The 13,679-nt window shown below is 72.3% G+C and carries 12 protein-coding genes and 1 pseudogene; 7 read left to right on the top strand and 6 right to left on the bottom strand.

The genetic code is table 11. From position 1 onward, the window contains the following. Positions 1 to 33: 33 nt before the first annotated feature. Positions 34 to 381 (top strand): hypothetical protein, encoded by a 348-nt coding sequence (locus tag OHS17_RS15855; protein ID WP_330312698.1) that lies wholly within the window; start codon positions 34 to 36, stop codon positions 379 to 381. Between the two features lie 70 nt (positions 382 to 451). Here the strand turns inward: OHS17_RS15855 and OHS17_RS15860 are convergent, their stop codons facing one another. Beyond that, positions 452 to 1,234, bottom strand: a complete 783-nt coding sequence (locus OHS17_RS15860; protein WP_330312699.1) for a hypothetical protein — start codon at positions 1,232 to 1,234, stop codon at positions 452 to 454. A gap of 194 nt (positions 1,235 to 1,428) precedes the next feature. On the opposite strand from OHS17_RS15860, the gene OHS17_RS15865 reads away from it, so the two are divergent. From OHS17_RS15865 to OHS17_RS15875, 3 genes are all read left to right on the top strand, one after another. Continuing rightward, on the top strand, positions 1,429 to 2,013 hold the full coding sequence (locus OHS17_RS15865; RefSeq protein ID WP_018102051.1) for a TetR/AcrR family transcriptional regulator: 585 nt from the start codon (positions 1,429 to 1,431) through the stop codon (positions 2,011 to 2,013). 173 nt (positions 2,014 to 2,186) lie between these two features. Beyond that, positions 2,187 to 2,945, top strand: coding sequence for an SDR family NAD(P)-dependent oxidoreductase (locus tag OHS17_RS15870; RefSeq protein ID WP_330312700.1), 759 nt, complete (start codon positions 2,187 to 2,189; stop codon positions 2,943 to 2,945). 163 nt (positions 2,946 to 3,108) lie between these two features. Next, the gene (locus OHS17_RS15875; RefSeq protein WP_330312701.1) at positions 3,109 to 4,038 is read left to right on the top strand and encodes a glycosyltransferase family 2 protein; all 930 of its coding nucleotides are present in this window, start codon (positions 3,109 to 3,111) and stop codon (positions 4,036 to 4,038) included. 199 nt (positions 4,039 to 4,237) lie between these two features. Here the strand turns inward: OHS17_RS15875 and OHS17_RS15880 are convergent, their stop codons facing one another. Next, the gene (locus OHS17_RS15880) at positions 4,238 to 5,254 is read right to left on the bottom strand and encodes a glycoside hydrolase family 11 protein (protein WP_330312702.1); all 1,017 of its coding nucleotides are present in this window, start codon (positions 5,252 to 5,254) and stop codon (positions 4,238 to 4,240) included. A 337-nt stretch (positions 5,255 to 5,591) separates the two neighbouring features. Here OHS17_RS15880 and OHS17_RS15885 point away from each other — a divergent pair, with 337 nt between their 5' ends. The 3 genes from OHS17_RS15885 (at position 5,592) to OHS17_RS15895 (ending at position 8,989) form a co-directional block, all read left to right on the top strand. Continuing rightward, positions 5,592 to 7,163 (top strand): hypothetical protein, encoded by a 1,572-nt coding sequence (locus OHS17_RS15885; protein WP_330315271.1) that lies wholly within the window; start codon positions 5,592 to 5,594, stop codon positions 7,161 to 7,163. 183 nt (positions 7,164 to 7,346) lie between these two features. Next, a complete protein-coding gene (locus tag OHS17_RS15890) occupies positions 7,347 to 8,654 on the top strand; it encodes an ammonium transporter (protein ID WP_330312703.1) in 1,308 nt (435 codons plus the stop codon). After that, positions 8,651 to 8,989, top strand: a complete 339-nt coding sequence (locus tag OHS17_RS15895) for a P-II family nitrogen regulator (RefSeq protein WP_018102045.1) — start codon at positions 8,651 to 8,653, stop codon at positions 8,987 to 8,989. Before OHS17_RS15890 ends, OHS17_RS15895 begins: the two co-directional genes overlap by 4 nt. Positions 8,990 to 9,017: 28 nt before the next feature. Here OHS17_RS15895 and OHS17_RS15900 read toward each other — a convergent pair whose 3' ends face one another. The 4 genes and pseudogenes from OHS17_RS15900 to OHS17_RS15915 all read right to left on the bottom strand — a co-directional run. Continuing rightward, positions 9,018 to 9,662 carry a response regulator transcription factor gene (locus OHS17_RS15900; protein WP_330312704.1) on the bottom strand — a complete coding sequence of 215 codons (645 nt, stop codon included), beginning with the start codon at positions 9,660 to 9,662 and terminating at the stop codon, positions 9,018 to 9,020. After that, positions 9,659 to 10,849, bottom strand: coding sequence for a sensor histidine kinase (locus OHS17_RS15905; RefSeq protein WP_330312705.1), 1,191 nt, complete (start codon positions 10,847 to 10,849; stop codon positions 9,659 to 9,661). Before OHS17_RS15905 ends, OHS17_RS15900 begins: the two co-directional genes overlap by 4 nt. A gap of 29 nt (positions 10,850 to 10,878) precedes the next feature. Next, a complete protein-coding gene (locus tag OHS17_RS15910; RefSeq protein WP_330312706.1) occupies positions 10,879 to 13,212 on the bottom strand; it encodes an MMPL family transporter in 2,334 nt (777 codons plus the stop codon). An 82-nt stretch (positions 13,213 to 13,294) separates the two neighbouring features. Beyond that, positions 13,295 to 13,675, bottom strand: a pseudogene (locus OHS17_RS15915) (TetR/AcrR family transcriptional regulator); the annotation flags it as partial. Between the last annotated feature and the right edge of the window lie 4 nt (positions 13,676 to 13,679).

Raw genomic sequence — 13,679 nt, forward strand, 5'->3', positions numbered from 1 at the left:
GGCGGGCGCGGTGCGCGCCGTACCCTCGCGTCCATGCACAGCAGCCTGACGGCACATGCGCGATGCCTGTACGGGGACGAGTACGGGCCCACCCCCGTATGCGGGCTTGACCACCGCGAGCATTACTTCATCGAGGAGCTGACGTTCGCCGACGCGGGCGCCATCCTCGCCATGCTGCGTGCGCTGGCCCCGAACATCGTGGACGGCTATCTGCCCGTGTGGGTACGCAACCTGGCATACCGGCTGGTGCTGTTGCAGCTGCCGGACGAACCGGCGCTCCTGCGGGAGGCCGCTCAGAACCTCTGGCTGCACGGCCCCGACTGGGACGACGTGGCCGCCGGGCTCACGGAACGGGCCGATGCGCTGGAGGCGTCGAGTTGATGACCCCTCACTCGTGCTCGGCATCGGCCGCACCTGACGGAGCCGGGCGGCCCGCGCCCCTGCGGGCAAGCTAGGGGCAGCTCTCCTCGAACTTGACCGCCGTGATCTCGACCGGCTGCCCGTTCAGCTTCGCGCCCGCCGCCGGCACCTGGGTGCAGACCTTCCAGTTGCTCTCCAGCAGCACCATGCGGTCCTCCGCGGCGTCCTTCACCGTGAGCGAGGTCCCGGAGTCGAGCGCGTCGCGCGCGGTGTTCACGGACTTGCCCGCGAGGTCGGGCATCCGGCCGGCCACCACCTTCGGCGGCTTCTTGTCCTTGGCCGGGCAGCTCTCCTCGGTCTTCACGGCGCCGAAGTCCAACTCGGTCGTCGTGGCGACCGACTTGCCCGCCGCCACGTTCTGGGAGCAGACCTTCCAGTTCCGGTCGAACACCTGCATCCGGTCCCGGCCCGCGCTGTCGTGCGAGGTCAGGGTGGAGAAGCCCTTGGCCTGGGCCGCGTCCTGCGCGGACTGGAGGCCCATGCCGACGAAGTCCGGTACGGAGACCTCCGCTTCGGCCCCGTCGTCGGCCGGCCGGGTCGTGCCCTTCGGCGCGGGCGGCTCGGCGTCGGCCGGCGCACCGGCCTTCGGCGACGCCGTCACGGTGACCGTCGCGACGGGCGCGGGCGCCGCGCTGTTGACGTTCTCCGCGGAGCTGCCGCCGGCGCTCCCCGCGACGGCTCCGGCGACGAACAGGCCGACCGCCGCCGGAACGACGACGCGTTTGCGCGCCCAGGCCGGCAGGCCCGGAGCCGCTCCGGACGGCTTCTGCGGGGCCGGGCCCCAGGGTTGTTGGGTGTTGTTGTTCCAGTTCATTCGTCCCCCCAAGGTGCGATTAGTGGAGGCATGACCGTATCCGTGCGCTCCAGGGCAAGGGGAGTCAGATCCTCCGTAAGTGATGAATCCGTGATGGAGAGACGGAGAATCGTGAAGGCGGGGTCGGCGCGGGTCGGCGATCACCCGAACGAGGTAATTGACCGATCGTTCCAGAATCGCCTACGCTCTTCGATGTGGCCAGGACCAAGGAATTCGATCCCGAGGCCGCACTGCAGGCGGCCCTTGAGCTGTTCTGGCAGCGCGGCTACGAAGCGACGTCGATGGCCGACCTCGTCGAACATCTCGGCATCGGCCGGGCCAGCATCTACGCCACCTTCGGCAACAAGCACGAGCTGTTCCTGAAGGCATTGGACCGTTACGCGGAGGGGCGCGATCCGCTCCTTCTCGCGGAACTGTCCCAGCCGGGGCCGGCCCTGCCCGCAGTCCGGACCGTGGTGCGCCGCTTCGCCGAAGAGGCCACCTCGCTGGAGGCGCGGCTGCACGGGTGCCTCATCACCAACACCGCCTCCGAGCTGGCACCGCATGACACGGCGGCGGCCCGCCGGGTCGAGATCAGCTGGGAGCATCTCGAAACCCCGCTGCACTCCGCGCTCGTACGGGCCCAGGCCCAGGGCGAGTTGCCGGAGGACCGCGACCCGCGCGCACTGGCCCGCCTGCTGCTCGTCCTGCTCCAAGGCATACGGGTCGTCGGCAAGGCGTCCAGCGATCCCTCCCGCGTGCGGGAGGCCGCCGAGCAGGCCCTGTCGCTGCTCGACTGACCCCGGCCGCCGACTGGACCGGCCCCCGCCCCCGGCCTCTCCCCCGAACGGCCTGGCACTCCGGCCGGCCGGGGTGGGCCGGACGCAATCTCGCACGACTAAATAATGGAACGATCGGTCCATTTAGTGGGTTCGCCGGCGGCCCGGCGAACCCCTACAGAGGAGTTGTGGAAGTGAACCGCTTCATCGGCAGGTCTGTCCTCGTCACGGGCGCCGGCTCCGGCCTCGGCCGTGCCACCGCGCTCGCCTTCGCCGCCGAAGGCGCGTCGGTGGTGGTCGCGGGGCGCACCCGGGCACCCCTGGACGAGACGGTGCGGCTCATCGAGGTGAGCGGGGGCACGGCCGCCGCAGTCGTCGCCGACGTCACCGACTCGGAGCAGGTCCGCCGCCTGGTCGGAGAGAGCGCGGACCGCTTCGGCGGGCTCCACATCGCGGTCAACAACGCCGGGATACTCCGAGGTTCCGGCCCGGCGGCGGACGTGAGCGAAGAGGACTGGGACGCGGTGCTCCGGACCAACGTCACCGGTGTCTGGCTGGCGATGAAGCACGAGATCGCCCACATGCGGGCCCATGGGGGCGGCGTCATCGTCAACATCGCCTCCAACCTCGGGGCCCACCTGCGGATACCGAACGCCGCCGCCTACATCACGTCGAAGGCGGCCGTCTCCGCGCTGAGCCGGGCCGCGGCGCTCGACCACATCCAGGAGGGCATCCGTATCAACGCCGTCAGCCCGGGAGCCTCCGAGGCGCCCATGTCCCTCCGCCCGGGCGAGACCGAGGCCGACCGGGCGGAACGGGTGAAGTCGCAGAACCCGCTCGGGAGGCTCGCGCAGGCCGAGGAGGTGGCGGCCGCGGTGTTGTACCTCGCCTCGCCCGCCGCCGGAGCGGTCGTCGGCACGGACCTGGTCATCGACAGCGGGGCGGCGGCCTGAGGGGGACGGGCAGAGGGCGGCGGACGAAGGGGCGGACGAAGGACGGAGAACGAAGGGCGGAGGACGGAGGACGGAGGGCGGAGGGCGGAGGGCGGAGGGCGGCCCGGCGGCCCGGGGATACGGCCTAGCATCGGGGCCCCACCGATCACTGGAGTGAGCCGCCATGACCTTGTCGCCGCGTATCGGGGTTGTCATCGTGACGATGGGGACCCGGCCCCGGGAGCTGGAGGCGCTGCTCGCGTCCGTGGCCAAGCAGGATGTGCCGGCCGCCCGCGTGGTGCTGGTGGGCAACGCGACCTCGCTGGACGACGTCTCGACCGATGTGCTCGGCGCGGCGGGCACCCCCGGTGCGACCGAGGTGACCAAGGTGCCGCTCACGGAGAATCTGGGGTGCCCCGGCGGCCGGAACGTGGGGCTTGAGCTGCTGCGGGACGGGGGCGGGGCCGGCGGGGAAGAGGTCGATGTCGTGGTCGAGTTGGACGACGACGGGCTGCTCATCGCGACGGACGTGTTCCGCGAGGTGCGGCGGCAGTTCGCGGAGGATCCGAGGCTGGGGATCATCGGATTCCGGGTCGCCGACGAGCAGGGGCGGACCGAACGGCGCTGGGTGCCGAGGCTGCGGGCGGGCGATCCGATGCGCGGGGGGCCGGTGACCGCGTTCCTGGGTGGCGGGCACGCCTTCTCGATGCCGATGCTCCGGCAGATCGGTCTGTGGCCGGGGGAGTTCTTCTTCGGGCACGAGGAGTCGGACCTGGCGTGGCGGGCGCTGGACGGCGGGTGGGAGATCCGTTACGTGCCGACGCTCGTCCTCCAGCACCCTCGGACGTCTCCGGCCCGGCATGCCGTCTACTACCGGTTCACCGCGCGGAACCGGGTGTGGCTGGCGCGCAGGCGGCTTCCGGTGCCGCTGATCCCGGTCTACCTGGGTGTGTGGATCACGCTGGCCATGCTGCGGATGCGCTCGGTCACGGGGCTCAAGGCGTGGTGGGGCGGGTTCGCCGAGGGGATCAGGACACCGGCCGGGGAGCGGGCGCCGATGAATTGGCGGACGGTGTGGCGGATGACCCGGCTGGGACGGCCGCCGGTGCTGTGAGGCGGGTGCGCGGCTGAAGGGGTGCTCCGGGCGGGCGCCGCCCGGGTGCTCCGGACCCGGCCGGGCGGGCGCCGCCCGGGTGCCCCGGGAACCCCGGGAGCCCGGGAGCCCAGGGGCAGCGTCGCCGGTGCTGTGAGGCAGTTGGACGACTGGGGCGTGCTCCGGGGTGGCCGCCGCCGTTCCGGAGCACGCCGGACGGTCAGCCCGTGGCGCAGGAGACCGTCGGCCAGGTCCAGCTTCCGTTGGACTGGATGGTGACGCCGAAGTTGTTGCCGCTGCCGTTGGGCTTGGCGGTCAGCACCTGGGCGCTGGGGTAACTGGCGCTGATGTTCCAGGTGGAGAGGACCTTCTCCGGGGACGGGACGTTCATGGTCACGGTCCAGTTGCTGGAGCCGGAGACCGCGACGTTGAGGTTGTAGCGGTCGCCCCACTTCTCGCCTGCGGAGAGGGTGGCGGTGCAGCCGTTGTTGCCGCCGCCGGTGTTGCCGCCCCCGTTGTCACCGCCGCCGGACGTGCTGCCCAGCGTGATGCTGGAGCTGCCGCTGCTCTGGTAGCCCTCGGTGGCCATGATCATGTAGTTGAAGCTGCCGAGGTTCATCCCGTGCTGGGCCCAGGCGTCGAAGTGGTTGCCGGTGGTGATGGTGCCCCCGGTCCGCTTGGACTGGCGGACGCTCCAGTACTGCTTGAAGGTCTTGTTGCCTTCGATCGAGGGGGCGTTGGTCCGGGTCGTCTCGTAGATGTCGTACGTGCCGCCGTCACTGGTGACCGTGCCCTTGAAGGTCCCGGTGGGCCGGTACGTACCCCAGTTGTCCACGATGTAGTACTCCACCAGCGGGTTCTGCGACCAGCCGTAGAGGGCCAGATAGGCGTTGCCCGAGGGGTTGAAGGAGCCGGAGTAGGTCACGCTGCGGCGGCCGCCCGTGCTCCAGCCCTTGCCCGCGACGAAGTTGCCGGTGTTGCTCCAGGAGGTTCCGTAACTGCCGCCGGAGCCGAGGTTCATGGAGACGGTGCCGGGGCTGTCCGTCCAGAACGAGTAGTAGTAGCCGTTGTTGGTCCCCGTCTGGTTCGAGGTGACGGTCGTGTCGGCGGTGGCCGTGCCGGGCAGGGTGATCGCCGCGACGACGGCGATCACCAGGGCGAAGGCGCTGCGGATGAACAGCCGTAGGGCGTTCACCGGTCTGGGGCGGCTCGTCGGATGTGCGGGGGTTGCGTACATGGGGGGGAAGTCCTCCTCGTCCCGTGAGCAGGTAGACGTCGGCAAGGGGGCCTGCCGACGGCGCTCAGTGTTGGACCGGCCCCTGGGGGTGTCAATACTTTCGGCATGAGTTGCGAAACCTTCGAATGCCCTTCTCAGTAAGGGAGTTGGGGGATTGCGCAGCTCAGCTGCCATCTATGCGTCAGCGAGCGGTGCGGAATTGGAGAGGAAGTGGCCTCTCCCCTCGAACCGAATGGCCGTCATTTCGAAAGTTTCGGGTCGGTGAGGGCGCTGATCAGCCTCTAGGGTTTGACACGTGGTGGTCGGTGAAGAAGTACGGGCGGGCGCAAGCGAGTCGGTGTGCGAGCCGTGGTGGCGGGTCCACCGTGTCCCGCTGGTCTCCGTCGCGATAGCGCTGCCGCTGTACGTCGTGTGGGCGGCCGTCCTGGCCACCGGCGGCGGTGATCTCGCGGCGCAGCTCGCCTGGTCCGGGTTCACCGCGCGCCACCCGGGATCGGCGTACAACCTGTCCTGGTACGGGGGGATGCACACCGCGAGCTACAGCGTCTTCTCCTCGTACGTGATGGCCCTCGTCGGCGTCCGCACGGTGTCCGTGGTCTCCGGGCTCGCCGCCACCTGGCTGCTGGCCCGCCTCTTCGTGCGTACGGGGATGCGCCGCCCGCTCCCGCCCGCGCTGCTCGGCGCCTTCGCGCTGTGGTGCAACGTCGCGTCGGGGCGTACGACCTTCGCGCTCGGCGTGGCCGTCGGGCTCGTCGCCTGCCGGTACACCCACCGGGCCGTGGTGGCCGTCGTCGCCGGGGCGCTGGCGACCATGGCCAGCCCGGTGGCCGGGCTCTTCCTGGTCGTCGTGGGCGCCGCGTACCTGCTCGACCGGCGGTGGCGCACGGGCGCGGTCCTGATGGTCCCGTTCTTCGTGGTCGTCGGCGCGACGACGCTGCTGTTCCCCTTCCGGGGCGAGCAGCCGATGCACGCGGACCGGGTGTGGATGCCGGTGCTGGTCTGCGCGGTGCTCGCGGCGGCGGCGCCCCGGACGCGGGAGTGGCGGCTGACGCGGTACGGGGCCGTGGTGTACGCGGTCGGCGTGGTGCTGACGTTCCTCGTCGCGTCCCCCATCGGCACGAACGTCGAGCGGCTGCTCGGTCTGGTCGCCGTGCCCGTGCTGTGCGCGGCGCTCCTCGACACGGTCCGGGCCGGGGCGCGGGTGCGTACGGGGTTCCTGGCCGCCGTCCTCGTGCTCTCCGGGTACTGGCTCGTCGACAAGACCGTGGACGACCTGCGCGTCTCCACCCCCGTGCCGGCCTGGGCGTCCCGCACCGAGGGGGTCGTCGCCGCGCTCGACCGGCTGGGCGCCGACCGGGTCCGCGTCGAGGTCGTCCCCGCGCGCAACCACCGCGAGGCCGCCGTCCTCGCCCCGCACGTGAACATGGCCCGGGGCTGGAACCGCCAGCTGGACGTCGAGCGCGGGCGCCTCTTCTACGAGGGCGAGCTCACCCCGGACCGCTACCGCGCCTGGCTCGACCGCTGGGCCGTGGGCCTCGTCGTCCTGCACCACGGGCGGCCCGACGGGCCCGCCGAGGCCGAAGCGGCCCTGGTCGGGGGCGGGTTGCCGTGGCTGGACGAGGTGTGGGAGGACGACGGCTGGACGGTCTACCGGGTCCGGGAGGCGACCCCGCTCGCGCCCCCGCCCGCCACGGTCGCCGGTGGCGGCGACGCGGAGCTGGTCCTGCGCGTGGAGCGGGCCGGATCGGTGACCGTACGGGTCGCCCACTCCCCCTGGCTCCGCGTGCACGGGCCCGCCGGGGCCTGTCTGCGGCAGGACGGCGAGTGGACGCGGCTGACCGTGCGGAAGCCGGGGACGTACCGGCTGGACTCGGCGTACGGGCTCGGCCGCTTCGCGAAGGGCTGCTGAGAGCGGGCCCCGCCGCTTCACGGCGCACGGCTGCTGAGCCCGCGCCCCGCGCCGGGCCGGTGAGATCCCGGCAACACCCGGGCAATGAAATACGGCGGAAACACACGGGGTCCCTCGCCGAAACGCGAGCCGGTCACGCTCGCAGTCGCTCCCACCGCTCCCCGCCCCGAGGAGGGACCCCCCGTGACCCCCGTGACCGTGGCCGCGCCCGGCCTGGACAGCGGCGACACCGCCTGGCTGCTCGCCGCCACCGCCCTCGTTCTGCTGATGACGCCCGGGCTCGCGCTGTTCTACGGCGGCATGGTCCGCACGAAGAGCGTTCTCAACATGCTGATGATGAGCTTCGTCTCGATCGCCCTGGTCACCGTGGTCTGGCTGGTCGCGGGCTACTCGCTGGTCTTCGGCGACGACGCGTTCGGCGGGCTCGTCGGCGGCCTGGAGCACCTGGGCCTGGCGGACATCGGGCCGGACGCGCTGACCGGCGGGGTGCCGACCCTGCTGTTCACCACCTTCCAGCTCACCTTCGCGATCATCACTGCGGCGCTGATCAGCGGTGCGGTGGCGGACCGTACGAAGTTCGCCGCGTGGCTCGTCTTCGTACCGGTGTGGACGCTGCTCGTATACGTGCCCGTCGCGCACTGGGTCTGGGGGCCCGGCGGCTGGATCAAGGACTCGCTGGGGGCGCTGGACTTCGCGGGCGGGCTCGTGGTGGAGATCGCGTGCGGTGCGTCGGGGCTGGCGCTGGCGCTCGTGGTGGGGCCGCGCATCGGATTCCGGAAGGACGCGATGCGCCCGCACAACCTGCCGATGGTGATGCTCGGCGCGGGGCTCCTCTGGTTCGGCTGGCTCGGCTTCAACGGCGGCTCCGCGCTCGCCGCGAACGGGATCGCCGCCGCCTCGATGCTCAACACCGTCGTCGCGGGCTGCACCGGACTGCTCGGCTGGCTCTTCGTGGAGCAGCGGCGCGACGGTCACCCCACGACCTTCGGCGCGGCCTCGGGCGCGGTCGCCGGGCTGGTCGCGATCACCCCGGCGTGCGGCACGGTCGGAATCCTGGGCGGCGCCGCCGTCGGGCTCGCGGCCGGTGTCGTCTGCTCGTACGCGGTCGCGTGGAAGTTCCGCTTCGGCTACGACGACGCGCTCGACGTCGTCGGGGTGCACTTCGTCGGGGGCGTCGTCGGCACCCTGCTCATCGGCCTGTTCGCGACCACCGCGATGACCGGCGGCGCGGAGGGCCTGTTCTACGGGGGCGGGGCGGCCCTGCTCCTGAAGCAGGCGGTGGCCGTGGTCGCGGTGGCGGCGTACACCTTCCTCGTGACGTACGGGATCGGCAAGGCGATCGACCGGCTGATGGGCCTGCGCGCCTCCTCGGAGGAGGAGGTCACGGGGCTCGACCAGACGCTGCACGCGGAGAGCGCCTACGATCACGGCGCGCTGGGTCACGCGGCCCCGCAGTCGGCGCTCCCGAGGGACAGGAAGACCGCTCCATGAAGCTCATCACCGCCGTCATACGCCCGCACCGCCTGGACGAGGTGAAGACCGCGCTCCGGGAGGTCGGCGTCCAGGGGCTGACCGTCACCGAGGCCGGTGGCTACGGCCGCCAGCACGGGCACACCGAGGTGTACCGGGGCGCCGAGTACCGCGTCGACCTGGTGCCCAAGATCCGCATCGAGGCGGTCGTGGACGACGCGGACGAGGAGACGGCCCTCGACGCGGTCGTCCGGGCCGCCCGGACGGACCGCATCGGCGACGGCAAGGTGTGGGTCCAGCACGTCGAGACGGTGATCCGGGTCCGCACGGGCGAGCGGGGGCCGGACGCCCTCTGAGCCCTCGCCCTCCAAGCCCTCCAGGTCCTCAACAGCGCTTCAGCAGGCCCGTGTCCAGCGCCACCACCACCGCGCGCGTGCGGTCGTTGACGTCCAGCTTGGCGAAGATGCGCAGGAGATGGGTCTTCACCGTGGCCTCGCCGATGAACAGCCTGCGGCCGATCTCCGCGTTCGACAGGCCGTCCGCGACCGCTTCGAGCACGTCCGACTCGCGGGCGGTCAGGGCGACCGGGTCCGGGCGCCGCATCTTCGCCACCAGGCGCTGGGCGACGCGCGGGGCCAGGACCGTCTCGCCGCGTGAAGCCGCGTGGATGGCGTCCACCAGCTGCTCGCGGGTGGCGTCCTTGAGCAGATAGCCGGTGGCGCCCGCCTCCACGCCGCGTTCGATGTCCGCGTCGGTGTCGTACGTGGTGAGGATCAGCACCCGGGTCGGGGCGGGGCCCGCGACGATCTCCGTGGTGGCGCCGACGCCGTCGAGGACGGGCATGCGCAGGTCGAGCAGGGCGACGTCCGGGCGGAGGCGTTCGACCAGGGCGACCGCCTCGCGGCCGTTGCTCGCCTCGCCGACGATGTCGAGCGTCGGCTCGGAGCCGAGCAGGGCGACCAGTCCGGCGCGCATCACGGTGTGGTCGTCGGCGAGGACGATGCGCAGGGGTGCGGGGGTGGGCGTCATGGCACCTGGGGCCTCTCGGGCAGCGGGATGGTGGCGAGGACGCGGGTGCCGTCGCCGAGCGAGCTGGTGACGGTGAGCCCGCCGCCGAACTCCGCGAGGCGCCTGCGCATGCCGTCCAGGCCGAAGCCACGGGAGTCCGCCACGACGAAGCCGCGCCCGTCGTCGGTGATCTCCAGCTCGGCGCCGCCGGGGTGTGCGGTGAGGACGACGCCCACGGTGGTCGCGGCGGCGTGCTTGCGTATGTTGGCCAGGGACTCCTGGGTGCAGCGGAGCAGGGCGACCCGGGTCGGCTGGTCGCAGTCGAGGTCCGCCAGTTCGGCGGTGACCGTGAGGCCGGTGTCCTCGGTGAAGCGGTCCAGGGTGCGGCGGAGCGTCGCGGCGACGGAGCCCGCGGCGACCCCGCTGCTGGGGGCGGACCCGACCAGGACCCGCGCCTCGGCCAGGTTCTCCCGGGCCGTCTGCTCGATGGACTGCAACTGCTGGGCACTGCGCGCCGGATCCGCGGCGAGCTGGGACCTCGCCGCTTCGGCGAGCACGATGATCGACGCGAAGCCCTGGGCGAGGGTGTCGTGGATCTCCCGGGCGAGGCGTTCGCGCTCCTCGGCCGCGCCCTGGCGCCGCTGGCTCTCGGCCAGTTCGAGCTGGGTGCTCTGCAACTCGGCTCGCAGGGCGGCCCGTTCGTCGCGCTGGGCCAGGGCCCTGGGGGTGAGCACGGCCATCAGGGCGGCGACCGCCCAGACGGGGAGCGAGGAGAGGGTGTTGTGGAGGAAGACCTCCGGCGCCCCGCCCTCCCGCAGGCTCCCGCCGACCGTGATGCCCACCGCCCCGAGCCCCGTGAAGAGGACGGCGCCCCGGGGGCCGTCCACGAAGACGATGAACTGGGCGAGCATCACGGTGTAGAGGGCGCCGAACCCGTCGCCCAGGTAGGCGAGGAGCCCGAGCCCCGCGGTGAGCACCGACAGATAGCCGTACGGTCCCGGCACCCGGCTTCCGGGGCGCAGCCGCACCCGCGCGTAGCAGGCGGCGATGACGGCCGTCAGGCCGAGGATGCCGAGCTTCCGGGCCCCGGGGGTCCCGCCCGCCATCGTGATCAGGGTGACCAGGGCGACGATGCCCCAGGACAGGGCCTCCCAGCCGTGGAGCACCCAGATCCAGAGCGGGTCGCCGCGCCGGGGCCGTTGAAGCATGCCGGTCAGCCTAGGGGGTGTCTCGTCGGTCAGGGTCGGATAGGCCGTGGCGTCTGGTGCGGTGCATCGCAAGGCGCCGGGACGTCCTCATGGCGGAGCCATTCGGGCGTTCCGGCAACGCGGCGAGGTGCCGTGCCAGGCGCCGCGGACCCGGCCCTGGCCGACGAGACACCCCCTGTGGGGAGGGGTTCGGCGGCAGCCGGGGCCGGGCGCTTACCGGGCCAGGCGCGCTCGCCGAGGAGCAGCAGGAGCGACGGCAGGATCATCATCCGGATCACCACGGCGTCCAGCAGGACCGCGACCGCGAGGCAGAAGCCCATCTGCTTCATCTCCGTGAGGTGCAGGAAGACGAAGGCCGCGAAGATCGTGACCATGACGAGGGCGGCGCTCGTGACGACCTTCGCCGAGCGGGCGATGCCTTCGAGGACGGCCTCCCGGGCCGTCATGCCGTGGTCCATGGCCTCCTTGATCCGGCTGACGACGAAGACCTGGTAGTCCATCGAGAGGCCGAAGAGCAGCACGAAGAGGAAGAGCGGTACGCGCGAGGCGATGGCGCCGAGCGAGTCGAAGTCGAGCAGTCCTTCGGCCCAGGTGCCCTGGAAGACCAGGACGAGCGCGCCGAGCGCGGCGGCCGCCGAGAGCAGGTTGAGCACGACGCCGATCAGGCCGATGACGGCCGAGCGGAAGGCGACCGCGGTCGTCACGAAGGTGAACAGCAGCAGGAAGCCGATCACCAGCGGCAGTTTGCCGCGCTCGTGGTGCACGTAGTCCTGCCCGCGTGCCACGTCACCGCTGACCGCCGTGTCGGTGCCGGGCAACTTGCCGACCGTGGCCGGGATGTAGCGGTCGCGGAGGTGCTCCAGGGACGCGATGGCCTCGTCCGAGGGCGCGGGGTGCGGGACGGCCAGTTCGAGCACGGTGACCCGGCCGTCGGCGGAGGTGCGCAGGACGGGCTTCCCGGTGCGGGCGAAGAGCGGGTCGGCCTGGGCGCGCCGCCCGAGTTCGGTCAGCGCCGCCCTGGTCTCGGGCGCGCGGCCGGGGCTCGTACGGGTCACCACCTCGTGTTTTACGAGGAGTTCGGGGTAGGCCGCGGTCAGCCGGTCGTACACCCGCATGGCCGGGATCGAGCGGGAGAAGGTGTCCTTGCCGGGGTCGACGAGCTTGAGGCCGAGGGCGGGCGCGGCGACGGCGAGCATGACCAGGACCGAGGCGCACAGGGTGGCCACGGGGTGGCGCTGCGCGGGGCGCAGGAGGGCGGTGAAGATCCGGCCGTTCTCGGGCTTCGCGGCGGCCGGTGCCCCGCGGCCGGACCGCCGGGCGGCCTTCCGTGCGGACTTCCGAGCGGCGCGCCGCTCGGCGCGGTGGCCCAGCTTGACCAGCAGGGCGGGGAGCACGGTGAGCGAGCTGAGCACGGCCACGGCGACGACGAGGATGGTGCCGGTGGCCAGCGAGGAGAAGATGACGTCCGTGGAGAGGTAGAGGGTCGCGGTGCAGACGATCACCGCGAGGCCGGAGACCACGACGGCCCGGCCGGCCGTGGCCGCCGCGAGCTCCACCAGCGCCTCGGGGGTGAGCCGGCCGCCCGCGCGGGCTCGCTCCTCGCGTTCGCGCTTCAGGTAGAAGAGCGTGTAGTCGACGCCGACCGCGAGGCCCATGAGCAGGATCATGTTGGTGCCGACGCCCGGGTCGGGCAGCAGGTGCGAGGCCAGCATCGACAGGCCCATCGTCGCGGCGATGGAGGAGAGCGCGAGCAGCAGCGGCACCCCGGCCATGACCACCGAGCCGAACACGGCCAGCAGGATGACGAGGGTGACCGGCAGGGAGAGCCGTTCGGAGAGCGCGAGGTCGTCGCCGCGCTGGTCGTTGACGCCCTTGCTGATGGCCGGTGAGCCGGTCTCCTCGACGACGAGCTCCGGGTGGGCAGCGGCCACCCCTGCGGTCTCGGCGAGGAGCGGGACGACGTTCTTCCGGCCGTCCAGCTCGGCGCCCTCCATGACGACGCTCACCCGCAGGGCGGTGCCGTCCGCCGAGGGGACCGGCGCCTCCACGTCCCGCACCTCGTCCAAGGCCCGCATGCGGGAGGTGAGTTCGCGGGCGGCCGCCTGCGCCCGTGCGGTGTCCAGGGGGCCGGAGGCGGACCGGATCAGGATGTGTTCGGTGGGGCGGCGCTGGAGGCCGGCGTCGGTGGCCGTCGACTCGGCGCGACCGGCCTCGCCGACCCAGAAGTCCTCGGTGGTGGCCGCGTGGGAGCCCGCCGCGATGCCGGTCCCGAGGCAGAGGAGGACGAAGAGGAACCATCCGGTGATCGCGCGCCAGGGGTGCCGGGCGCTCCACCGGGCCAGGTGTACGGGTCGAAGTCTCATGCCCTCCATGCTGTTGCGGAGGGGGGTGCGCCCGGCAGCCTCGACCGGTGGAACCGGGGGTCCACCGGTCGGTGGACACGAACTACGGCTCAGGCGCGGTGAGATACCGCTGAACGGTGGCCCCGAGCCAGTCCACGATCTCCTCCGGGTCGAGCGCCACGCTCGCCGGGAAGCGCAGTACGTAACGCGTCAGCGCGAGGCCCAGCACCGCCGAGGCGCAGAACGCCGCCCGCGTCGACGCCTGTTCGGCTGCGTGGCCCAGGCGGCGGGCCAGCGGGATGAGCTGGTCGCGCAGCACGGTCTGCATGCGGTCGGCGGCGGCCGGATCGGTGGAGCCGACCCGCAGCAGTGCGGTGAGCTCTCCGTTCTCCTCCCAGAGGGTGAGGAAGTGGCGCACCAGCGTGCGGCCGATCTCGTCGTGCGGTTCGAGGGGCAGGCCGGGCAGTCCGGGGTCGATGGCCACGGGC

The sequence above is a fragment of the Streptomyces sp. NBC_00523 genome, assembly GCF_036346615.1.
In the GTDB taxonomy this organism is placed as follows: domain Bacteria; phylum Actinomycetota; class Actinomycetes; order Streptomycetales; family Streptomycetaceae; genus Streptomyces.